This window comes from Lysinibacillus sp. FSL K6-0232, assembly GCF_038008325.1.
Classification (GTDB): Bacteria; Bacillota; Bacilli; order Bacillales_A; family Planococcaceae; genus Lysinibacillus.
This window is the reverse complement of record NZ_JBBOYW010000001.1, coordinates 3,613,197-3,635,880: the sequence shown is the minus strand read 5'-3', so window position 1 is coordinate 3,635,880 and position 22,684 is coordinate 3,613,197. Positions and strand designations below refer to the sequence as shown.

Below are 22,684 nucleotides of genomic sequence, written 5' to 3'. Positions count from 1 at the left end.
GATGACATTAGAAGCAAAGCAAGTATCATTCTCCATTAACGATCAGCGCATATTACATGAAGTGAGTATTCACATAAAGGAAAAGCAATTTGTTGGGCTAATTGGTCCTAATGGTAGCGGTAAATCAACGTTGTTAAAAAATATGTATCGTTTATTAAAGCCTGAAAATGGTACAATTTTATTAAACGAGCACGATATTTTAAAGCAATCGAGTAAAGCTATTGCCAAAAATTTAGCTGTTGTTAGTCAAGAAACACCTGTATTATTTGATTTTACTGTACATGATTTAGTTAGTATGGGTAGAACACCACATAAAAAGTTATTAGAGCTAGACAAAGAGCAGGATTTTCGAATTGTGAAAGATGCGCTGAAGCAAACAGGTATTGAGCATCTAGCAAAACGCAGCTTTAGCTCCCTTTCAGGAGGCGAGAAAAAGCGTGTTATGGTTGCGCGGGCACTTGCACAACAAGCACAGGTGCTTATTCTAGATGAGCCAACAAATCATTTAGATATTCAACATCAGCTTCAGGTGATGGATTTAATTCAAACCTTACATTTAACAGTAGTCGCAGCTTTGCATGACTTAAATATCGCGGCTATGTACTGTGATCAAATATATGTGCTACAGCATGGACGGATTGTATGCTATGGTACACCAGAGGAAGTGCTAACGCCTGCATTATTGCAAAAGGTATTTGGTGTCTACGCGGATATTCAGACACATGCATTGACAGGCAAGCCATATCTAACCTATATTCCTGAACAATTTACAAGCAATAAAATAAAGGCAGTAGCAGCAACATAATTGAGCATACTATATCAATGGGCTATTAAGAAAATTTCCACTTTCTTGATAGCCTATTTCCTTGTATAGATAGCTTAATTTTAGGGAACTTTATGGTTGAAAGGAATGATAAACAATGGAAGAAATAAAATTAGCCAACCTCAATCAACAGCAACTTGATAAAATTAATAAGCTAGAGAAGGATATAGGTGTTACATTAGTAGCATATGATTCATCCGAAATACCAGCTCAAGGATCAACTGCCTATGAAGCGAACCCTAACATGGCAGGTCATCATAAACAATAAAATGCCTTGCAGTAATGTAAGGTACTTTTCTTTTAACATACACAAAAGGAAGTGCTATAAATGAAAGAGTTTTATGCAGATTTACATATTCATATTGGTCGTACTGCTAGTGGACGTGCTGTGAAAATTACAGGCAGTAAAACATTAACATTAGCACGCATCTTAGAAACAGCCAGTGCAAGAAAGGGGTTAGATATTATTGGTATTATCGATTGTCATTCACCAGAGGTTATAGAGGAAATGAGTGAGCTATTAGCGCAAGGTGAACTAAAGGAGCTAGAAGGAGGGGGGCTACGTTTTCAGGAAACAACACTAATTCCAGGTTCAGAAATTGAAATTTATGATCAATTTTGCCATGGCCCTATTCATGTGCTTGCATACTTCCCTACACTTTTGCTAATGAAGCAATTTTCAAATTGGATGGCTCAGCATATGAAAAATATCCATTTAAGCTCACAGCGAATCTATTGTGATGGACGAACATTACAGCAAAAGGTGTATGAATTGGGTGGGCTTTTTATTCCTGCACATGTTTTTACCCCCTTTAAAAGCCTGTTTGGCAAAGGTGTTCAGCGCAGTTTAACAGAGGTATTTGATCCGAAGATGATAGACGCTATTGAATTAGGGTTAAGCTCTGATACAATGATGGTCAATCAAATAAAAGAGCTTCAGGCATATACATTTGTTAGTAACTCTGATGCTCATTCCCTTGGAAAAATAGCACGTGAATATCAAAAGCTACGATTAGCAGCAGCCAATTTTACAGAGCTAAAAAAGGCTCTTCATGAACAGCAGGGTCGTGCAGTCCTTGCAAATTATGGATTAAATCCTTTACTTGGTAAATACCATCAAACCGTCTGTGCAAAATGTGGTGAACAGCTTGATAATCTAGCAACTCACTGTACAAATTGTGGAAGTACACAAATTATAAAAGGTGTGGCTACACGCATTCAGGAGCTATCGGAGGATTTACTGAATACTCGATATAGACCCCCTTATATTCATCAGGTGCCGTTAGATTTTATTCCTGGAATTGGACCTAAGATGCTGGAACGATTACTGCAAGCATTTGGAACAGAGATGAATATTTTACACAATGTAACACTAGAGCAGCTTGAACAAATTGTCCCCTCTAAAATTGCTACATTCATTGATCAAGCAAGAACAGGTCAATTAGCGATTGCTGTTGGGGGTGGTGGAATTTATGGAAAAATACAAGCTGACTAAATAAGGAATAGAAATTAAAAAAATATTATTATTTAACCTATTTTTAACCTTTCTCTAGTAAAATGGTGGTTACATGTACTATTTTATAGATGGAGGCGAAAGTGTATGCAATTATCAAAGAAATTTCGTTTTTTAGCTACAAGTATACTTGCTTTACAGTTAGTTGCCCCTGTAGCAGCCAATGCAGAGGAGCAAACCGACAATATAGCACCGAGCTGGGCTGTTCAGGCAGATTATGTGGCACTGGGTGATTCATTAGCTCATGGTATGAATGAGCTAGGTCTTATTGGGCTAAGCTACACAGATTTTGTAGCACAAGCATTGCAACAAGAGGGCTTTTTAGCTTCCTATAACAAAGGCTTTGCGATGTCAGGCTATACAACAACAAATATTTTAACAGATATCCAAAATAATGTAGAAAAGGCAGTGACGGGCTTTGGCTATACAAGTGAGCAAGTAAAGCTACGTGATGCTATTAAAAATGCTGAAATTATTACATTAACTGCTGGAGCCAATGATTTATTGCCTATTTTAAAAGAATCACAGCAAACGGGCATTAATACGGCTGCCATTATTAAGGCGACAAAGGAAACAGTAGCCAATGTTGGAGCTATTTTAGGAGAAATAAAAAAATTAAATCCACAAGCAGAAGTATATGTAATGGGCTATTATAATTCGTTCCCATATTATGAGGAAAAACTACAAGCACAGTTTAAAGTGCTACTAGCTACACTTAATACAACATTAAAAGCAGCGGTTGAAAAAGCAGGTGCAACGTTTGTGCCAACATATGATGTTGTGGCAAAGGATGTTCCAAGCTATTTACCAAATCCAGAAAATATTCATTTAAGTGAGGCTGGCTATTTAGCAGTAGCAAATGAAGCATTTTTACCAATCATGAAGACAAGCTCTTTATGGGATGTATCGAAGGCAATTGCTGTAAATGTAAAGAATTCTACTACTGTAGAGGTAAGCTGGCACAAGGCAACAGATAATGTAGGTGTAACGAATTATCGTATCTTTGTCAATGACCAGCAAATATCAACAGTTGATGCCAATACAACTGCGATTACACTTGATCAGCTAACAGAAAATACAGCCTATCATATTGTAGTAAAAGCAGTGGATGCGGCTGGTAATGAAAGTGTTCAAAATCCAGCCATTACATTTACCACAAAGGGAGCTATTAGCTTTACGGATATAGAAAGTCATTGGGCAAAAGAGTATATTCAAAAAGCTGCAGCAACAGGCATTATGAATGGCTATCCAGATGGTACATTTAGACCGAATCATAATATAACACGTGTCCAAGCTGCAGCAATACTTGTAAGAAGTCTAGGATTAACAACACAGGAGCAAGCACCATTTACAGATATTGCGAATTATGATGCTAAAACAAAGTCAGAAATTGCAGCAGCCTATGCACACGGACTCATTAAAGGTACAGCAGATGGAAAATTCAATCCAGGACAGCCGGTAACACGTGCTCAATTAGCATTAATGCTTTATCGAGCTTATGAACAGCAATTTAATCAGCCTTCTGTAGTGACAGGTAATCAACTACCATTTACAGATATTGCTTCATATGATGTAGAAACACAGCAGGCAATTACAATGCTGTATGAGCTAGGGATTGTAGTAGGAGATGGCAAGCAATACTTACCAAAGGCTCCAACAAAACGAAGCGAGGCAGCCAAAATATTTGTCAACCTTAGTCAACTAACCACTCAATAATAAGGAGAGGGTAGGAGCGATAACAAGATGCTCCTACCTTTTGATGTTTTGTGAAAAAGCACAGTATAGTCTGACTATAGTATGTGCAGGTTGTAGATAACGTACATAGACAGTCATTACTAGAGAGGAGAAAGGTATGATATCATTTATATTATCTGCTAAAAGATTGTTAATAGGATTGTGGCGCTCCTTTCAACGACCATATTTTTTATCGCTATTTACAACATTAGTGTTAATTATTTTATCAGGAACATTGTTTTACAAAGGAACTGAAGGGTGGTATTGGTTGGATGCTATGTATTTTGCGGTCGTTAGCTTAATTCCAACAGGTGTAGAAACAGGACTATATCCAACTTCTAATTATTCTAAAGTTTTTACAATGATTTATTTAATTGTTGGTACAGGTGTGATGTTTATTATGTTATTGATGCTTGGACGATCCATCGTTGATATTTCTCTTCATGAGGAAGAGGAGGATAGGAAAGTGAACAAATAAAATAGCAGTACAATGAACCTTGTAGGGGACTCATTGTACTGCTATTTTTTTAAGATAGTATGGCAATAATACCCTGTTCATCATCTAACACAAGTTCAATACCTGTTGAGAATGGATCGCCATGTAAAACATCCTTTATCCAAACACGTAAAGCGCCAATCATTGCTGCTGTATTGAGCATTTCGATTTGGCCATTGACATCAACTTCTGCACCAAAGCCAGCATCATCATCGTATGTTAGCTCAACAAGAACAGCTTCTGGGCGAATTTTTTTATAATACGCTTGGGATAAACAAATGGCATTAATAATATCTTGCTCACTAATTATTTGTGCCATTGTGTTTCCTCTTTACGCTTTTTATCTTTCAACATATTCACAATTTTCATCACTAATATAACAATAACAGCAATGGCTGCTACATTGATTAATAACCCTAAAATATTACCAAGTATCCCCATACCACTAAATAGGCTACCGAATAATAAACCTGCTAATCCACCAAGCATTAAGCCTTTCATAAGACCGCCTGAGAAAAAGCCGCCTTTTTTAGTTGTATCCGCTTTATTTGTTGAGTTTGTATTATTTTTATTTGTTGTTGCATTATTGTCTTTAGAATTATCCTGTGATTTTTGGATATTTGAGCTATTATTATTGTTTGTGAAGCCCTTTTTTCCTGATTTATAAGATTTTTTTGCTTCAGCTGTTGGTGTATCTGAGATTAACAATGTTGCACCTACAGTCGAAAAGATGAGTGTCGCTGCAAAAAGAGCGGCAAGAATTTTTTTCATTACGTACATTCCTCCAATTATAATTTCATCGTACTATAATAATAGTACATGAATTTTTGGTAAAAATAAAATAAATGCCTTCAATCCATAGGCGCTATGGTAAAATGATGCGTACAGTTACTATGTAAGAGCATATGTGTAACCCAAATTCAACTGTCTTCCATATAATAGTGGCAAGGCAGTTTTTTAGTTCATCGACAAAAGTTGAATGGGTAGTTATCTCTAGAATAAAGAAGGCAAATCACTTTTTTTACATAATGTGCAGGGAGGGAAAATAATGTACGAGCAATTATTAATAAAGCGCAATAAAGAAAGAATTGATTCCCTACAGAAGCGTATACAAGCAGACAATACATGGTTTGCTCAAAATATGAACTTATTAGCATTTACTGAAGTGCATATAACAGCCTTGCAAAAAATATTGTATCAGATAGTTCAAGGACTATTAAAAGAGCAGCAGCAGCGTTATTTACAAATTGTCTATACAGGGCAATCTGTACAGGAGAATGTATTAACACTGTTAGCAGAGTATGATGACGTGCTGCGTGATGCTATTCCACATCCTGTTTATATTCTTATTTGGCAAATTTCTTCGCTAGAGAAGCTAGCTTGTAGTGCTGAAGTAGTGGACGATGTATTGGATGTGCTGGAGTGGTATTGTCAGCATCACGCTAAACAAATCAAGATATTAAGTGAAGACGAATTAGACTATGAGGAAATGATCGATTTATACAAAGAGGCGGTCGAGGAGCAGGATGCAGAGGCACAGTATCGCCTAGGGCAATATTATAATGCTATAGAAGGTGAATATTTTCAGCCAGAAAAATCGCTAAAATGGTTTGAACGTGCAGCTGTTCAGGGTAATATAGATGCACAATATCTACTAGGAAATTTTTACTTTGAAGGAATTGGTGTTGAAGAAAATTACTCCCTTGCATTTTCATTTTATGAAAAAGCGGCTTTACAGGGCCATGCGGATGCAGCTAATAATTTAGCGGATATGTATTTTAATGGAGAGGGTGTACCGCAAAATTACCTACTAGCAAAAAAATGGTTTGACTATGCAGCAAAGCATCATGTTGCCGAAGCAATGTTTACTTTAGGAATTATTTATGAACAAGGATTAGGCGTGACGGCTGATAAGGAAACAGCCTTTCGTGCTTATAAAAAATCTGCTGAGGCAGGTTATGTGGAGGCACAGTATCGTCTTGGTGGCATTTATTTGGAAGGACGCCTAGCTCAAGCGAAAGATGTAAATCGTGGTCTATTTTGGTATGAAAAAGCGGCAGAGCAATACCATGTTGATGCTTTTTATGATTTAGGCTTTATCTGGAGCAATGGTTTAACAGGGATACGTAATATTGAAAAAGGAATTCATTGGTATAAGCAAGCAGCACTTCAAGGTGATGCAGCTGCAAAGCTACAGCTTGGGCATATTTACAATAAAGGGGAAGGAATTGCCCGAAATATAAAAGAAGCGATGAAATGGTACCGTCTTGCGGCTGATGCTGGTGTTGAAGAGGCTGCCAAATTACTGCTGGAACTTAAAAAATTATGAATTTTGTATGAAAAACATTTAAGTATTTATATCTATTTATCTGCGTTTTTATAATAGGTAAAATATACTTTAATTATACAATCATTTAGGTTTATAAACCTATTTTTAGGGGTACGCGAAAATATTAGAATAGTTAAATTGAATGTGAACAAAGTAAGGTTTTAGTCATGATAATTAATGAAAAGACTGCATAATAATATTATAATAACTTTTTATTCTTCATATTAAAAAGATCAATAGGAAGGGCTTTCAACCTATTTTGTGTAAAATATTGTAATTTATAAGATTGACAGCCATTTGTAAAATGATTAAGGTATTATGAGAGATTTTGATAAGAAAAAATAGACAAAACCCGCTATTGAAAAGGTTTGTTGGCTCAAAGTAATGATATTTATGTAGTTGGGGAAGAGCGATTAATCCGTTGTGAAAGAAACAAAACTTGCAGAGTGAAAGTCAACCACAAATTATTGTGAAAAGCCCCTTCTTGTAGTAATCGATAAATTATATTAGATGTTTCTTAACATAATGAAAGTAAACAGAATGAAAGAGGGAAAATATGTGGTTTTTCAAAAAAGGAGAAAGATAAAATCATTAGACTTACAGCAATATATTGTGAAAATGGATTTGTCTAATCGCCCATCCATGATAAAACAAATGGAGATGCTAAATTTAACAAAGCAAGATTTACAATATTTAAAAGCATTTCAGCCATATGTAATGAACAGTATAGATCACATCGTTAACCGTTTTTACGAAGTGGTAGGGAGAGAGCAGCAATTAGTAGATATTATTAACCATCATAGTTCTGTAGAAAGGCTGAAAATAACATTGCGTCAGCATATTATTGAAATGTTTAACGGAACAATTGATGAGGAGTTCTACCAAAGGCGTGTAAAAATTGCGAAGGTGCATGTTCATATTGGTCTTCGAACACAATGGTATATTTGTGCATTTCAAGATCTATCTACATCATTTATTGATTTAGTGGAGGGAAATATAGAGTATCCTTATGATCAATTTAATACGATTAGGGCAATCCTAAAAATATGTAATTTTGAGCAGCAGCTTGTGTTAGAGGCATTTGAGAATACTGTTGAAGAACTAAAAGATACTATTGAGCAAGAGAGAGAATCAATAGAGCAGCAAATTGTAGCATCTTCAGAGGCACTAGCAACAATATCAGAGGAAACAAACACCTCCTTTGGTCTTTTAAGTACGCAATCGGAAGAGCTTAAACAGCTAGCAAAAAAATCACTTGATGTATCGATGTTAGCTGAAGGTCAAGCGCTTGAAGGTCGTGAGCGCTTAAAAAATCAGTCACAAAATATGCTTAATATTATCCATTCATTGCGTGATATCGAAGAAAATATAGAGCATTTAGCTGGTATGTCAAAGGAAATGGAATCGATTATGAGCGTAGTGACGAATATTGCGAATCAAACGAATCTATTAGCTTTGAATGCTGCCATTGAAGCTGCCCGTGCTGGAGAAGCGGGTAAAGGCTTTAGTGTAGTAGCTGATGAGGTGCGGAAATTATCTATTCAAACAAAAGAATCTGTGACAGCTGTTGCATTATTACTGCAAAAAACAAGTGAGCGGATGGAGAAGCTAGAGGACTCACTAACAAATATTCAAGATGAGGTTGCGTCTGGTGAGGAAAATATGTCACAGACGGAAGGTCAATTTACGAATATACTAGGAGCAATGACAGAGGCAAAGGATCAAAATAATTGTATGGCAGACAAAATACAAGTTATTGTAGAAATATTAAATGAGCTAAGTACTTCTTTTAGTGAGGTAGCAAATTCAGCAGAAAAGTTAGCAAGCTTTGCACAAAACTTAAATGACTAAACAAAGGTAGCGATCCCCTATATATGTATGAGAAGTACACGAACGGAGAGTGAAGCTACATACTTAAAGGGCGATCAAAAAATTTTCTAAATGAAATATTAATGGCTAATAAAGTGAAACTAACAATCAGTGGTGCTTGCACACACTCACTGATTGTTAGTTTTCTTAATTGAGTTTTTACAGGCTATACCTGATGCTACACTTTCGCACAGAAAATCGTTTTGTGCTGCTGCTGCGTTGCACTGCGCTTTCACAACAGAAAGAGGTATGTTTCAAAATCATTTGAAACATACCTCTTTTGCTAATTTTGTAAAGGGTTGAGCTTAATTTTGATGCAAAAAGGTTTATACTGTAGAGAGGAAGAACTAAAAATAGGGGCGGTTAATGATGAAAACAGTTGTTGTATTAGGCGGCGGTATTACAGGATTATGTACAATGCATTATTTGCAACGTCAGGTGAAGGAGAAACAGTTAGATGTTCGACTAGTGCTTGTTGAGAAAAATACATATTTAGGTGGTAAATTACACTCAGCGTATGAGCAAGGCTTTATTATGGAAACAGGTGCTGATTCCATTGTAGCCCGTCATAAAGGGGTAATGGAGCTTGTGCAGGAGCTTGATTTTGAAGAGCAATTAGTTTACAACGAAACAGGCATTTCCTATATTTATACAAACAATGAGCTTCATGCTATTCCAGCAGATTCTACATTTGGTATACCAATGAGTATCGAATCCCTTGAGCAAAGTACATTAATTTCAGAACAAGGTAAACAAGAGGCATTAAAGGACTTAGCATTACCAAATAGGGGCTTTACAAAGGAAAGCTCCATTGGAGAGTTTTTAACGTATTATTTAGGAGAGGAGCTTGTGCAAAACCAAATTGCGCCTGTGCTTGCTGGTGTTTATTCTGGCGATCTATACCAGCTTTCAATTGCCTCTACTTTGCCATACCTAATTGATTATAAAGATAATTATGGCAGTATTATTAAAGGCTTTGATGCAAATCGTGAGCAATTTATGCAAGCAGCTAACAAAAAATTTATATCGTTCCAAAATGGCTTGTCCTCCTTTATTAACCAGTTAGAGCAAACGTTAACGGATGTAGAAATTATAAAAGGCGTGGAAACGATAAGTATTCAAAAAAAGGAAAGTGACTATCTAATTTCCCTAGCGAATAATGCAAGCATTGTAGCGGACTATGCTGTTTTAGCGCTGCCAAATGAAGCCGTACAAAGTATCTTACAGGATAAAGCTTTAGATTACTATTTTGATCAATTTACAACTGCGTCAGCCATTACGATTTATTTAGGCTTTAATATACCAGATGCTCGATTGCCAGCAGATGGAACAGGCTATATTGTGTCACATAATTCGGATGTTGTATGTAATGCAGCGACTTGGACAAGCCGTAAATGGAAGCATACATCGAAGGATAGTAGATTACTTGTACGACTTTTTTATAAAAGCATTAATCCAGCGTATGAACAGCTACGTTTAATGACAGATAAGGAATTGGCAGCCATTGCTTTGGAGGATATTCGCAAAAGCTTGGGGATTGAGGAGCAGCCTACTGTTGTCAATGTAACAAAATGGATCGATCAAATGCCTAAATATGATTTAGCACATCGTGAGGCATTGCAAGGGCTGCAACAGGAGCTAGATAAAAATTATCCGAATTTAGCGATTGCAGGCTGCTCTTATTTTGGTGTAGGCATTGGTGCCTGTATTCAAAATGGGAAAAAGATTGGCGAGGAGCTTGCAGAGAAATTAGTTAAATTCTAAGACTTTAAGCGAAAAATTACTTTGTTCTGTGAAATAGTCTTGACTCAATCGCCTGTAAACGATATGATTCTTTTAATTATTTAAAAAATTCATACTTAATTCTTATCAAGAGAAGCTGAGGGACTGGCCCAATGAAGCTTCAGCAACCAACATTATGTCAGGTGCTAAATCCAGAAGACTCTTGTAGTCGAAGATGAGAAGGAACAACATTGACAAATCGTTAAAGCCTTCTTTTTATGAAAGAGGGCTTTTTCTTTTGAGATGATCGAAAACTTCCAATTATGTTGAAGCATAGTTGATAATGATAGAGTTAAGAAGGAAGAGAGGCAATTTTATGGGATTACTTGAAAGATTAAAAACACATGTATTGACGGCAGATGGTGCAATAGGGACGGTACTCTATGGCTACGGCTTAGAATATTGCCATGAGGAAATGAATATACAGAAGCCTGAATTAATTGAAAAGATTCATAGAGAATATATTGCAGCGGGTGCTGATGTGATTCAAACAAATACGTATGGAGCAAATGCTATTAAATTAGTTCGTTATGGATTAGAGTCACGTGTTCAGCAATTTAATGAAGCGGCCATCACAATTGCAAAACGAGCAGCGGCGGATGGCGGTCAATTTGTGCTAGGAACAATTGGTGGTATTCGTGGCATTCGTAAAAGTGATGCAACATTAGAGGAAATACTAGCAGCTGTCGAAGAGCAGGCAACAGTGTTACTGGCAGGGAATCCAGATGGTCTTTTACTTGAAACGTATTATGATTTTGAAGAGTTAACAGCGACATTAACAATGCTACGAGCAAAAACAGCTTTACCGATTATTGCACAAGTGTCAATGCATGAGCCAGGTGTGCTGCAAAATGGGCTTTCTTTAAATGAGGCATTGCATGATCTAGAGGCATTGGGTGCAGATGTGGTTGGTGTAAACTGCCGTTTAGGTCCGCATCATACAATTCAAGCATTTGAAGGCGTTGAGCTTCCTAAAAAGGCATTTATGTCAGCTTACCCAAATGCTTCGCTTCTTGATTTAGAGGATGGGCGTGTTGTTTATGAATCAGAGGCTGATTATTTTGGTCGAGCAGCTGTAGCGTTGCGTGATCAAGGCGTGCGTTTAATTGGAGGGTGCTGTGGTACAACGCCAAAACATATTGCAGCAGCTAAGAAATACTTAGAGGAGCTATCACCAGTTAGTGAAAAGCATGCAAAGCCAGTGAAAATTGAGGTTGTTCGTGAAGCAGAACCAGCTAAGCATGAATCTCTTTATGAAAAGGTCAAGCGTGAACGTTCTGTAATTGTAGAGCTAGATACACCAAGGCATTTAGAGATTGATGGCTTTATTGAGGGAGCGCAGCAATTATATAATGCTGGTGCTGATGTTGTGATGATGGCAGACAACTCACTAGCCTCTCCACGCATTAGTAATATTGCGATGGGTGCATTATTAAAGGAAACATATGGTGTACGTCCCCTTACACATATTACATGTCGAGACCGTAATTTAATTGGTCTTCAGTCACATTTAATGGGGCTTAATGCTTTAGGTATTCATGATGTGCTAGCTGTGACAGGTGACCCTACAAAAGTAGGCGATTTCCCAGGAGCAACAAGTGTTTATGATGTATCTTCAATGGAATTAATCCAATTAATTAAGCAGTTAAATGAAGGTGTTTCGTTCTCAGGCAAGCCCCTTCGTAAAAAAGCGAGCTTTTCAGTTGCTGCTGCCTTTAACCCAAATGTGCGCGTATTAGATCGTGCAGTAGCTCGTTTAGAGAAAAAAATCGAGCACGGTGCTGACTACTTTATTTCACAGCCTGTTTATACAAAAGAAAAAATTGTGGAAATTTATGAGGCAACAAAGCATTTACAAGCACCTATTTATCTTGGAATTATGCCAGTCACAAGCTATAAAAGCGCAGAGTTTTTACATCATGAGGTTCCCGGTATAAAATTATCAGAGGATGCTCTAGCAAGAATGAAAGCTTGTGGTGATGATAAGGAACGTGCAACACAGGAGGGTATTGCCATTGCTAAGGAATTAGTGGAAGTGGCTGCACAATACTTCAATGGAATTTACCTAATTACACCGTTTTTACGCTATGATGTCACACTAGAGTTAATGAAATATATCAAACAATTGGACGAACAGAAAAAAGGAGTAAGCATAGATGGTTAAGCACTTGATTGAAGAGCAACTAGAGAAACGTATTTTAATCCTTGATGGCGCAATGGGTACAATGTTGCAAAATGAAAACTTATCAGCTGAGGATTTTGGTGGTGAGGAGCTCGATGGCTGTAATGAAAATCTTGTGCTCACTAGACCAGATATTATTGAGAAAGTTCACTGCAAATATTTGGAGGCAGGCGCAGATATTATTTGTACCAATACATTTGGTGGAACGCCGATTGTGTTAAATGAGTATAATCTTGGTGCAAAAGCAGAGGAAATTAATAAGCGTGCAGTAGAAATTGCTCGCCAAGCAGTGGATAGCTTTTCCACATCTGATTGGCCACGCTTTGTTGCGGGAGCTATGGGACCAACAACAAAAACATTATCCGTAACAGGTGGTATTACATTTGATGAGCTAGAGGAAAATTTTTATGTGCAGGCAAAGGCATTAATTGAGGCAGGCGCAGATGTATTGTTGCTTGAAACAAGTCAGGATATGTTAAATGTCAAGGCAGGTACACTAGGTGTAGCGCGTGCTTTTGAGGCAACTGGAAAAGAACTACCTGTGATGATTTCAGGAACAATTGAGCCAATGGGCACAACGCTTGCAGGGCAAACTATTGATGCCTTTTATATTTCCATTGAGCATATTCAACCATTATCAGTGGGCTTAAACTGTGCAACAGGGCCAGAGTTTATGACGGATCATATTCGTTCATTAGCAGAGCTGTCAACAGGCTATATTAGCTGTTATCCAAATGCAGGCTTACCTGATGAGGAAGGCTGTTATCATGAGTCGCCAGAATCGTTATCGCAAAAGCTAAAGGGCTTTGCAGAAAAAGGCTGGCTGAATATTGTAGGAGGGTGCTGTGGTACAACGCCAGCCCATATTGCAGCTATTCGTGAAGTGTTAAAGGATGCAAAACCACGCCAATTACCTGAAGCAACACATGGTCATGCTGTTTCAGGAATCGAGCCATTATTATATGACGATTCAATGCGTCCATTATTTATTGGTGAACGAACAAATGTCATTGGCTCCCGTAAGTTTAAAAATTTAATTATTGATGGGAAATTTGAGGAAGCAGCAGAAATTGCACGTGCACAAGTGAAAAATGGCGCACATGTTATTGATATTTGCTTAGCGAACCCTGACCGTGATGAGTTAGCAGATATGCGTGGCTTTATGCAAGAGGTTGTCAAAAAGGTGAAGGTTCCTCTTGTGATTGACTCAACTGATGAAAAAGTCATTGAGGAAGCACTGAAGTTTTCACAAGGTAAAGCTATTATTAACTCCATTAACTTAGAGGATGGGGAAGAACGCTTTGATGCTGTTATGCCACTTGTGAAGAAATATGGTGCTGCTGTTGTTGTCGGTACAATTGATGAGCAGGGGATGGCAGTTGATCGTCATCGCAAGCTGGAAATTGCTGAACGTTCCTACAAGTTGTTAACCGAAAAATGGGGACTTGCACCAGAGGATATTATTTTTGATCCGTTAATGTTCCCAGTAGGTACGGGTGATGAGCAATATATTGGCTCTGCACTGGAAACAGTTGAAGGGATTCGTCTAATTAAAGAAAAAATGCCACGAGCGTTAACGGTGCTTGGTGTAAGTAATATTTCATTTGGCTTACCACCTGTTGGACGTGAAGTGTTAAATGCTGTCTATCTTTACCATTGTACACAGGCAGGCTTAGATTATGCCATTGTTAATACGGAAAAGCTAGAGCGTTACGCGTCTATTCCAGAAGAGGAAATTAAGCTAGCGAATGATTTATTATTTAATACAAATGATGAAACATTAGCCGTATTTACTGATTTCTATCGTGATAAAAAGAAAGAAAAAACGGAAGCGGATATTCCTAAAACGGTGGAAGGACGTTTAGCTTACTATATATTAGAAGGTACAAAAGAGGGGCTTATTGAGGATTTGGAGGCTGCTCGTGAAATCTTTGAGTCACCACTGGATATTATTAATGGACCTTTAATGGATGGTATGGCTGAGGTAGGTCGTTTATTTAATGACAATCAGTTAATTGTTGCTGAAGTTTTACAATCAGCAGGTGTGATGAAGGCTGCTGTTGCGTATTTAGAGCAATTTATGGAAAAAAATGATGAGAGCGCTGGTAAAGGTAAAATGGTGCTCGCTACTGTAAAAGGTGATGTGCACGATATTGGGAAAAACCTTGTTGATATTATTTTAAGTAATAATGGCTATAAGGTTGTTGATTTAGGTATTAAGGTAACGCCAGCCCAATTAATAGAAGCTATTCGTAAGGAAAAGCCTGATTTTATCGGCTTATCAGGCTTGCTTGTTAAATCAGCACAGCAAATGGTAATTACTGCACAAGATTTTAAAGAGGCAGGGATTGATGTACCAATTTTGGTTGGTGGCGCAGCATTATCTCGACGCTTTACAGAAACAAAAATTGCTAATGAATACAACGGCCCTGTTATTTATGCGAAGGATGCTATGCAGGGGCTTGAGCAAGCAAATCGTTTGATGGATAAGGAAGCGCGTGAAAGCTTCTTAGAGGAAATCAAAGAGTCTCGTCAGCAACGCTTAGAGGCAGATGCCAAGCGTGCTGCTCGTCCTGCAAAAGAAGTAACGGTTAAGCCTGCTCGTACAGTGAAGGAAGCAGCTGTATTTGTACCTGCTGATTTACGCCGCCATGTGAAGAAGGACTACTCTGTATCGCATTTATATCCATATGTAAATATGCGTACATTGCTAGGGCATCATTTAGGCTTAAAAGGGCAAGTACAGCAATTATTAGATGCTGGCGATGCAAGAGCAACGGAGCTCAAAGAGTTAGTGGATGATTATTTAAGAAGTGATTTGTTAAAGCCATCTGGTTTATATCAATTTTTCCCTGCACAAGCAGATGGGGATGATGTAATTGTTTATGATCCTGCTGATAGCAAAACAGAAATTGAACGCTTTACGTTCCCACGCCAGCAAGTAGAACCGTTTTTATGCCTTGCTGATTTCTTAAAAACAGTTGATAGTGGCGAAATGGATTATATTGCGCTAATGGTAGTAACGGCTGGGCAAGGGGTAATGGCACAGGCTCGTCAATTAAAAGAGGACGGAAAATTCCTTGAAAGTCATGCCCTACAATCGACTGCACTAGAATTAGCAGAGGGCTTTGCGGAACGTATGCATCAGGAAATCCGTGATCAATGGGGCTTCCCAGATGCAACAGATTTCACAATGCGTGATCGTTTTGCAGCGAAATATCAAGGGCAACGCTTTTCATTCGGCTATCCTGCATGTCCAAACTTAGAGGATCAGGAGAAGTTATTTGGTCTGTTAAAGCCTGAGGATATCGGTGTTCATTTAACAGAAGGCTTTATGATGGAGCCAGAGGCATCTGTATCAGCCATTGTTTTTGCACATCCTGATGCTCGCTACTTTAATGTATAAAATGTAAAGTATAATAAACATGACCCTCTTTTCTTATGGAGGGTCATTTTGTGACAAAAAGGAGATGAGCTGGATGATTCGCATGATGGAAGAGGCTGATATACCTGAGGTGTTGGCTATTTATAATGATATTATTTTAACAAGCAAGGCAGTTTATCGTTATGACATTCAAACATTAGAGGAAAAAGTACAATGGTTTAAAGAGCAGCAGGCAGCGGGAAATCCATTGCTTGTCTTTGAGGACAATGGCATGGTAGCTGGTTTTGCAACATATAGCCAGTTCCGTCCATATCCAGGTTATCAGTATACAATGGAGCATTCTGTCTATGTGCACAAGGAGCATTATCAAAAGGGCATTGCTACAAAGCTAATGTATAAGCTAATCGCCATTGCGGAGGAGCAGGGTGTGAAAACACTAATTGCTGGTATTGATGGTGAAAATATTGCTAGCATGAGGGCACATGAAAAATTAGGCTTTGAATATGCAGGCACCATTAAGAATGCAGGCTATAAATTTGATGAGTGGTTGGATTTGGTGTTTTATCAATTACAATTAAAAGGGCCAGAGCTGTAAGCTAGTCACCTCATCGAAAAGTAGTGTGGTTGGCTGTTTGAGAGAGCACTGAAAAGCTGATAAATCTACAGAAATATAGTAATTATTCACGATCAATCTGTTTTTACGGAGGTGAAAGGTCGATTTACTGCGGTTGTTTTGATTGGATATAAAGAAGGTAAAGTCCAAGCGATGAACCCTTTAAAGGGGCGAGTAGCGTATAATTTCGATGCGTTTTTTAAAAGTTATGAAGAGATGGGGAAACATGCACTTATCCTAGAAAAGCAATAAACACTATTCGTTGTCTTCAGTCTAAAGGATATGACAAATGTCATATCCTTTTTATGATGTTTGCGTCTGTTGCTGACTTATACTCTTGTTTTATGATGAGATCATAAGGAAAAAGGAAACGAGGGAGTAAAGGATGGCAACAATTAAAGAAAAAACAAAAAAATTGCGTCAAGATGTAGCGCCATTTGCCAAATCAGATACACGTAAAAGTGTATTTCAAATGATTAATACCATTGCACCGTTACTTGCACTATGGGTAGCTGGCTATTTATTAGTAGATGTTTCACCGTGGTTAACAGTTGGCTTAAGCATTATTTCAGCTGGCTTTGTTGTACGAACATTTATTATCTTTCACGATTGTACACACGGCTCATTTTTCAAAAGTAAAAAGGCAAACGACTGGGTTGGATTTTTTACAGGCGTGTTAACATCATTCCCCTATGAAAAATGGAAACGTGAGCATACAATTCACCATGCAACAAGCTCAAACCTAGATAAGCGTGGTATTGGTGATATTGATATGATGACAGTGGAAGAATATATGCAAGCATCTAAAGGGCAGCGCTTATGGTATCGTTTTTATCGCAATCCATTTGTAATGTTTGGATTAGGACCTTTATATATGGTGCTTATTTTAAATCGCTTTAATCGTAAAGACGCGAAAAAGAAGGAACGTCTTAACACAATTTCAACAAATATTGTGATGCTAGCAATTTGTGCTGTTTTAATTTACTTTATGGGCTGGCAGGCATTTTTATTAGTGCAGGGCGTTACATTGTTTGTTGCTGGTTCTCTTGGTATTTGGTTATTTTATATTCAACACACATATGAAGATTCTTATTTTGAACATGACTCCGAGTGGGATTATGTAAAGGCGGCAGTTGAAGGTAGTTCATATTATAAATTACCAAAAATTTTGCAATGGGTGACAGGGAATATTGGTTTCCATCATGTGCATCATTTAGCTCCTCGTGTACCTAACTATAATCTTGAAAAAGCACATAATGAAACACCACCATTACACATGGCGACAACGATTACTTTACGTACAAGTTTAGAGTCAATCCGTTATAAGCTATATGATGAAGAGCAAGGTAAATTTGTCACATTTAAAGAAGTAAATGAGATTATAAGACGCAAGGCTAGAGGCAGTATTGCTGCTTAGCTTAAAACAGCCATCTCTTTTAAAAGGGGGATGGCTGTTTTGAATGTAGTCAATCAAGCTATGTCCAAAGTGAAATGGGCACAAATATAATTTTCTTGTTATAATAAGGTAAAAGTAGGAAAAGAGCGTGAGATTATGTTGAGGAAATGGCATAGTATTATTCCAAATAGTCCAATGCTCAGTGTATATTTATGGGTTATTTTTTGCTTCCTCCCGTTTTTCTTTATTTTTCGGAAATCATCCTACATAGAAATAACTATTGGCATTACCTTTTTAATGGTTTATTTTATTTTCTATCGATTTTCTGTGAATTCGAAAAGCGGCTTAGTGTATATGTGGATTAGCTTTGAAATGGTCATTAATATTGTGATGACGATTTTATATGGGTATGTCTATTTATCCATTTTTACAGCCTTTTTTATTGGCAATATACGACGACCTGTTGGCTTCTATATTATGTATGGCTTGCATATTGGCTTTACAGTTATTTCAACAGGTATTGGCTTTTTTATTGAGCTTCAATTATTTTTATCACAGCTACCGTTTGTTGTGTTAACGATTTTAGCGGTTGTCTTGTTGCCATTAACCATTTATTCCAAAAATAAGCGTGAAAACTTAGAGGGGCAGCTAGAAACGGCTAATGAGCGTATTGCAGAATTAATTGTTTTTGAGGAGCGCCAGCGTATTGCGCGTGACCTTCATGATACATTGGGTCAAAAATTGTCCATGATTGGCTTGAAAAGTGACTTAGCATCTAGGCTGATTGAACGTGATCCACAGCAGGCTTTAATAGAAATTAAGGATATACGTCAAACAGCTAGTATCGCTTTAAAAGAGGTACGTGAATTAGTGTCAGACATGCGCACAGCAAAATTTGAGGATGAGCTTATGCGTATCTCCCAAATATTAAAGGCTGCGGAAATGGAATTTGTGTTTGAAGGCGATAAACATGCATTACATGTGCCACCGCTTGTAGAGAATGTTTTATCCATGTGCTTAAAAGAGGCTGTCAATAATGTTGTCAAACATAGTGGTGCTACAAAGTGTGAGATTGCCTTCCATCAAAATTTTAAAGAGGTTTATTTGATTGTTCGAGATAATGGACAGGGCATTAAGAAAAGGCAAGCATGGAAAACAGGGAATGGCTTAAAGGGGATGCAGGAACGTTTAGAGTTTATCAATGGCTCCTTTAAAATTGAAAGTGATGAAGGAACGACATTAACCGTAACCATTCCAGTAACGATTACACATCAAAGTGTCCAAGAAAATCTAAAGAACATATAGAAAAGAGGCTGATGACATGATACGAATTGTGATTGCTGAAGATCAAGGGATGCTATTAGGCGCTCTTCGTTCTTTATTGAGTATGGAGGAAGATATGGAGGTCGTTGGCTTAGCAAAAAATGGTGAGGAAGCATTGATGCTTGTTGATGAGCATCAGCCTGATATTTGTATTATGGATATTGAAATGCCAGTGAAAACAGGTTTAGATGCTGCAGAGGAGTTGCACAGTGCTGGCTCTGCATGTAAGGTTATTATCTTAACAACATTTGCAAGACCTGGTTATTTTGAGCGTGCTCGCAAAGCAAGTGTACGGGGATATTTATTAAAAGATAGCCCTATTGAGGAGTTAGTAAGTGCTATTCGTACAATTATGGATGGTAAACGTATTTATGCACCAGAGCTTGTTGATTTTGTTTATGAGGATGATAGTGAAAATCCTTTAACGGAGCGTGAAAGTCAGGTGCTCACACTGGTAGCAGAGGGCAAAACAACAAAGGAAATTGCGGCAGAGCTATTTCTTTCAGCAGGAACGGTGCGCAACTATATTTCCACGATTTTAGAAAAATTAAATGTCGGCAATCGCATTGAAGCCATTGCACGCTTTAAAGAGAAGGGCTGGAATAAATAAAAAAAGAACCTTATCGCAGTAAATGAAATGCGGCAAGGTTCTTTTTTAGAGCTTTATTTTTTGCGCTTTGTTAAACGTCCAAGTACAAATGCACCTGCTGCTACTGCAAGCACTGTGTTTGTTTTTTTCGTAAATACTTGCTTTGTCACAAGGTTAAGGTTTTGTGGACGTTCAGCTAGGCGACGCATAAAGTAGCCGTACCAATCTTCGCCAAACGGCACATAGACACAGAAGTTATAGCCTTCTTTTGCAAGCTCCTTTTGCATATCTGTACGGAAGCCATAGAGCATTTGGAATTCAAATTTATCAAGCGGAATATTATGCTCTGCTACAAAGCGTTTTACATGTGCAATGATATTATGGTCATGTGTTGCAATCGATGTAAACTTACCATGTAGTAGGTGATACTCAATTAACTCAATAAAGTTTAAATCAATATCTAATTTATCTTGGTATGCGACCTCGATAGGTTCTTTATAAGCACCTTTTACAATGCGAAGACGGTAGTCCTTGAATTTTTCAATATCTTCTTTGGCACGATAAAAGTATGATTGAATCACTGTTCCAACATTATCAAATGTTTTTGATAGCTCTTCCACCATATCAAAGGAGATTTGAAGACGACCATAGTCCTCCATATCGAAGTTAACAAATATATCATAGGCAGCGGCTTTTTCTACAATTTCATATAGATTGTCGTAGCAAAAATCAACATCAATATCTAAGCCCAGTTGAGAAGGCTTTAATGAAATATGTGCATCAACACTGTTTTCATGAATAGCTTCAATAACAGTAAGGATTTGCTCTTTTGCTTTTGTTGCTTCTTCTTTACTTGAAACGAATTCACCTAGGTTGTCTACTGTACAAGAAATATTATGCGCATTCAGTTCTTTAATGCTTGCAATTGTTTCTTCAACATTTGTACCAGCTACTACACTTTGTGCGCCCAATTTTAGACCGTATTTCTTTGCAGCACTATTTAATAGTTGGTTTTCAGATAAATGGATGAAAAAATCGCGTAATAACATGGTCATTCTCCTAACTGCATTTTCTTTTTAGTATAACATAAAATTTTAAAACTATAATTATTTCGTACTAAGTATTTGCATGCGCTCATTAAATAATGCAGGATAGCTTAAAAAGCCAATCATGATGCTTGATAATGTTGCTGTTGTTAATAATGCAAAAATAATGAGGAGCTGAAATTGCACAGCCTGTATCGGGTCAGCGCCACCGATAATTTGCCCGCTCATCATACCTGGTAGCTGTACTAAGCCGATTGTTTTTTGGCTTTCAATAGTAGGAATCATACTAGCCTTTACCGCATTAATAAGCTGTCGATGGATAGCCTGCTTCGGTGTTCCACCTAGTGATAAAATAAGCTCCATTTCATCTTTATGGCTGGTAATTTCCGCTGTAAAACGATTTAAAAATAAAATGGATAATACCATGGAATTGCCGATTAACATACCGCTAATAGGAATGATATATTGAGCAGTTGCTGGTACAATGTGAAAGCCAAGCAAGACACCTTGTGTAACCATTTCTACCGCAACAAGAGTAAGTGCTATTTTCCACGTTATGCCTTTGATACCTGCTCCTTTTTTACGTGCATTTAATGTAGCAACAATAATCATTAATGCGACCATTAGAAAAATATAGCTATAACTGTTGGTATCAAAGACAAATTTTAAAATATAGCCTACTGCAAGTAATTGGATGATAGAGCGCACTGTTGCGATAAGTGTATCTTTTTCAAGTCCTAGCTTTAATGTTTTGGATAGTAGAAGGGGAATGCAGACAAATATTAATGTGAGTGATAGTGCTGTATATGTCATAAATTCACCCCCTGAATAAATTCTGCTACACGTGGGTTTGTTGGTGCATTGAGTAAGGTGCTTTTGCCAGCCTCAATTAGCTCACCATCCATCATAACCCATGTATAATGACCAATTGTTAATGCTTGCTGTAAATTATGTGTAATCCAAATCATTGTGACATTGTATTTTTGATTAATGGTTACAATTAGCTTTTCAATTTCTTGAACAGATTGACGGTCAAGTGCGGATGTAATTTCATCTAATAATAAAATCAAGGACTGGTTAATAAGTGTTCGTGCAATCGAAACCTTTTGCCGCTGTCCTCCTGATAATTCATCGATTGAGTGATGTAAAAAGCTTTTATCTAATCCGACATCCTCTAAATATTGGATTGCTTCTTGCTGTGAGAGTTTTTTCCCTTGCAGTGTGCGAGGAAGGGCAAGGTTTTCCCAAACAGTACCTGTTATCATTGGTGCTGCCTGTAGAGCAATACCAACATTTCTTCGTAAGGCTGTTGGTTCATAGGTAGAAATAGGATGATTATCAATAAGTATATGTCCTGCTGTTGCTGAAAGCAGACCATTACACAATTTCAGTAAGGTTGTTTTACCTGCACCAGAAGGGCCAACTAATGTAGTAATTTGACCTTTTGGAAATGATCCTGTAATTGACTTTAATATTGTTTTAGCATTTACTGAGAAATGAACTTGTTGAAAGTGAATAGCAGGTTCGTATAGCATATTCATGGGTGGATACTCCTTTGTAATAATTAAGTAAACTAACTGTAGCATGAAATGCGAAAAAGATGC

General features: G+C 37.5%; 19 protein-coding genes and 1 riboswitch. Of the genes, 14 read left to right on the top strand and 5 right to left on the bottom strand.

Annotated features, from left to right (window positions below):
* Position 1: 1 nt before the first annotated feature.
* The 5 genes from MHB42_RS17835 (at position 2) to MHB42_RS17815 (ending at position 4,548) form a co-directional block, all read left to right on the top strand.
* A complete protein-coding gene (locus MHB42_RS17835) occupies positions 2-805 on the top strand; it encodes a heme ABC transporter ATP-binding protein (RefSeq protein ID WP_340807825.1) in 804 nt (267 codons plus the stop codon).
* A gap of 115 nt (positions 806-920) precedes the next feature.
* Positions 921-1,091, top strand: coding sequence for a hypothetical protein (locus MHB42_RS17830; RefSeq protein WP_340807823.1), 171 nt, complete (start codon positions 921-923; stop codon positions 1,089-1,091).
* Between the two features lie 60 nt (positions 1,092-1,151).
* Positions 1,152-2,318 carry an endonuclease Q family protein gene (locus MHB42_RS17825; protein WP_340807821.1) on the top strand — a complete coding sequence of 389 codons (1,167 nt, stop codon included), beginning with the start codon at positions 1,152-1,154 and terminating at the stop codon, positions 2,316-2,318.
* Positions 2,319-2,423: 105 nt separating this feature from the next.
* Positions 2,424-4,052 (top strand): S-layer homology domain-containing protein, encoded by a 1,629-nt coding sequence (locus MHB42_RS17820; RefSeq protein WP_340807820.1) that lies wholly within the window; start codon positions 2,424-2,426, stop codon positions 4,050-4,052.
* Between the two features lie 136 nt (positions 4,053-4,188).
* Entirely contained in the window at positions 4,189-4,548 is a 360-nt protein-coding gene (locus MHB42_RS17815; protein WP_340807819.1) for a potassium channel family protein, read from the top strand.
* 49 nt (positions 4,549-4,597) lie between these two features.
* Here MHB42_RS17815 and MHB42_RS17810 read toward each other — a convergent pair whose 3' ends face one another.
* Positions 4,598-4,885 carry a DUF2653 family protein gene (locus tag MHB42_RS17810; RefSeq protein WP_340807818.1) on the bottom strand — a complete coding sequence of 96 codons (288 nt, stop codon included), beginning with the start codon at positions 4,883-4,885 and terminating at the stop codon, positions 4,598-4,600.
* A complete protein-coding gene (locus tag MHB42_RS17805) occupies positions 4,873-5,337 on the bottom strand; it encodes a hypothetical protein (RefSeq protein ID WP_340807817.1) in 465 nt (154 codons plus the stop codon). The genes MHB42_RS17810 and MHB42_RS17805 overlap by 13 nt, the downstream gene beginning before the upstream one ends.
* A 277-nt stretch (positions 5,338-5,614) precedes the next feature.
* On the opposite strand from MHB42_RS17805, the gene MHB42_RS17800 reads away from it, so the two are divergent.
* The 9 genes from MHB42_RS17800 (at position 5,615) to MHB42_RS17760 (ending at position 20,055) form a co-directional block, all read left to right on the top strand.
* Entirely contained in the window at positions 5,615-6,895 is a 1,281-nt protein-coding gene (locus tag MHB42_RS17800) for an SEL1-like repeat protein (protein ID WP_340807816.1), read from the top strand.
* Positions 6,896-7,453: 558 nt separating this feature from the next.
* Complete coding sequence (locus tag MHB42_RS17795; protein ID WP_340807815.1) at positions 7,454-8,746, top strand: globin-coupled sensor protein; 1,293 nt, start codon at positions 7,454-7,456, stop codon at positions 8,744-8,746.
* A 387-nt stretch (positions 8,747-9,133) separates the two neighbouring features.
* Positions 9,134-10,528, top strand: a complete 1,395-nt coding sequence (gene hemG / locus MHB42_RS17790) for a protoporphyrinogen oxidase (RefSeq protein ID WP_340808633.1) — start codon at positions 9,134-9,136, stop codon at positions 10,526-10,528.
* 99 nt (positions 10,529-10,627) lie between these two features.
* Positions 10,628-10,728: riboswitch (SAM riboswitch) on the top strand.
* A gap of 134 nt (positions 10,729-10,862) precedes the next feature.
* On the top strand, positions 10,863-12,710 hold the full coding sequence (locus MHB42_RS17785) for a bifunctional homocysteine S-methyltransferase/methylenetetrahydrofolate reductase (protein ID WP_340807813.1): 1,848 nt from the start codon (positions 10,863-10,865) through the stop codon (positions 12,708-12,710).
* Positions 12,703-16,134 (top strand): methionine synthase, encoded by a 3,432-nt coding sequence (metH, locus tag MHB42_RS17780; RefSeq protein ID WP_340807811.1) that lies wholly within the window; start codon positions 12,703-12,705, stop codon positions 16,132-16,134. The genes MHB42_RS17785 and metH overlap by 8 nt, the downstream gene beginning before the upstream one ends.
* A gap of 73 nt (positions 16,135-16,207) precedes the next feature.
* Positions 16,208-16,708, top strand: coding sequence for a GNAT family N-acetyltransferase (locus tag MHB42_RS17775; protein WP_340808632.1), 501 nt, complete (start codon positions 16,208-16,210; stop codon positions 16,706-16,708).
* A 403-nt stretch (positions 16,709-17,111) separates the two neighbouring features.
* Positions 17,112-18,143, top strand: coding sequence for a fatty acid desaturase (locus tag MHB42_RS17770; RefSeq protein WP_340807810.1), 1,032 nt, complete (start codon positions 17,112-17,114; stop codon positions 18,141-18,143).
* A 135-nt stretch (positions 18,144-18,278) separates the two neighbouring features.
* Entirely contained in the window at positions 18,279-19,427 is a 1,149-nt protein-coding gene (locus MHB42_RS17765) for a sensor histidine kinase (RefSeq protein ID WP_445299984.1), read from the top strand.
* A 16-nt stretch (positions 19,428-19,443) separates the two neighbouring features.
* Positions 19,444-20,055: a response regulator transcription factor gene (locus tag MHB42_RS17760; protein ID WP_340807806.1), complete on the top strand. Its 612-nt coding sequence runs from the start codon at positions 19,444-19,446 to the stop codon at positions 20,053-20,055.
* Positions 20,056-20,108: 53 nt separating this feature from the next.
* On the opposite strand, the gene MHB42_RS17755 is transcribed toward MHB42_RS17760, so the two are convergent.
* Genes MHB42_RS17755 through MHB42_RS17745 form a run of 3 tightly spaced genes read right to left on the bottom strand, consistent with a single transcriptional unit; the run spans position 20,109 to position 22,621 of the window.
* Positions 20,109-21,083 carry a proline dehydrogenase family protein gene (locus tag MHB42_RS17755; protein ID WP_340807805.1) on the bottom strand — a complete coding sequence of 325 codons (975 nt, stop codon included), beginning with the start codon at positions 21,081-21,083 and terminating at the stop codon, positions 20,109-20,111.
* Positions 21,084-21,140: 57 nt separating this feature from the next.
* Positions 21,141-21,893 carry an ABC transporter permease gene (locus MHB42_RS17750; RefSeq protein WP_340807804.1) on the bottom strand — a complete coding sequence of 251 codons (753 nt, stop codon included), beginning with the start codon at positions 21,891-21,893 and terminating at the stop codon, positions 21,141-21,143.
* Positions 21,890-22,621 (bottom strand): ABC transporter ATP-binding protein, encoded by a 732-nt coding sequence (locus MHB42_RS17745; RefSeq protein ID WP_340807803.1) that lies wholly within the window; start codon positions 22,619-22,621, stop codon positions 21,890-21,892. The genes MHB42_RS17750 and MHB42_RS17745 overlap by 4 nt, the downstream gene beginning before the upstream one ends.
* Between the last annotated feature and the right edge of the window lie 63 nt (positions 22,622-22,684).

What these genes read in the sequence shown, in the direction of transcription:
- MHB42_RS17835 (WP_340807825.1), top strand. Translation starts at nt 2, where the DNA reads ATGACATTAGAAGCAAAGCAAGTATCATTCTCCATTAACGATCAGCGC.
- MHB42_RS17830 (WP_340807823.1), top strand. Translation starts at nt 921, where the DNA reads ATGGAAGAAATAAAATTAGCCAACCTCAATCAACAGCAACTTGATAAA.
- MHB42_RS17825 (WP_340807821.1), top strand. Translation starts at nt 1,152, where the DNA reads ATGAAAGAGTTTTATGCAGATTTACATATTCATATTGGTCGTACTGCT.
- MHB42_RS17820 (WP_340807820.1), top strand. Translation starts at nt 2,424, where the DNA reads ATGCAATTATCAAAGAAATTTCGTTTTTTAGCTACAAGTATACTTGCT.
- MHB42_RS17815 (WP_340807819.1), top strand. Translation starts at nt 4,189, where the DNA reads ATGATATCATTTATATTATCTGCTAAAAGATTGTTAATAGGATTGTGG.
- MHB42_RS17810 (WP_340807818.1), bottom strand. Translation starts at nt 4,885, where the DNA reads ATGGCACAAATAATTAGTGAGCAAGATATTATTAATGCCATTTGTTTA.
- MHB42_RS17805 (WP_340807817.1), bottom strand. Translation starts at nt 5,337, where the DNA reads ATGAAAAAAATTCTTGCCGCTCTTTTTGCAGCGACACTCATCTTTTCG.
- MHB42_RS17800 (WP_340807816.1), top strand. Translation starts at nt 5,615, where the DNA reads ATGTACGAGCAATTATTAATAAAGCGCAATAAAGAAAGAATTGATTCC.
- hemG (WP_340808633.1), top strand. Translation starts at nt 9,134, where the DNA reads ATGAAAACAGTTGTTGTATTAGGCGGCGGTATTACAGGATTATGTACA.
- MHB42_RS17785 (WP_340807813.1), top strand. Translation starts at nt 10,863, where the DNA reads ATGGGATTACTTGAAAGATTAAAAACACATGTATTGACGGCAGATGGT.
- metH (WP_340807811.1), top strand. Translation starts at nt 12,703, where the DNA reads ATGGTTAAGCACTTGATTGAAGAGCAACTAGAGAAACGTATTTTAATC.
- MHB42_RS17775 (WP_340808632.1), top strand. Translation starts at nt 16,208, where the DNA reads ATGATTCGCATGATGGAAGAGGCTGATATACCTGAGGTGTTGGCTATT.
- MHB42_RS17770 (WP_340807810.1), top strand. Translation starts at nt 17,112, where the DNA reads ATGGCAACAATTAAAGAAAAAACAAAAAAATTGCGTCAAGATGTAGCG.
- MHB42_RS17765 (WP_445299984.1), top strand. Translation starts at nt 18,279, where the DNA reads ATGTTGAGGAAATGGCATAGTATTATTCCAAATAGTCCAATGCTCAGT.
- MHB42_RS17760 (WP_340807806.1), top strand. Translation starts at nt 19,444, where the DNA reads ATGATACGAATTGTGATTGCTGAAGATCAAGGGATGCTATTAGGCGCT.
- MHB42_RS17755 (WP_340807805.1), bottom strand. Translation starts at nt 21,083, where the DNA reads ATGTTATTACGCGATTTTTTCATCCATTTATCTGAAAACCAACTATTA.
- MHB42_RS17750 (WP_340807804.1), bottom strand. Translation starts at nt 21,893, where the DNA reads ATGACATATACAGCACTATCACTCACATTAATATTTGTCTGCATTCCC.
- MHB42_RS17745 (WP_340807803.1), bottom strand. Translation starts at nt 22,621, where the DNA reads ATGAATATGCTATACGAACCTGCTATTCACTTTCAACAAGTTCATTTC.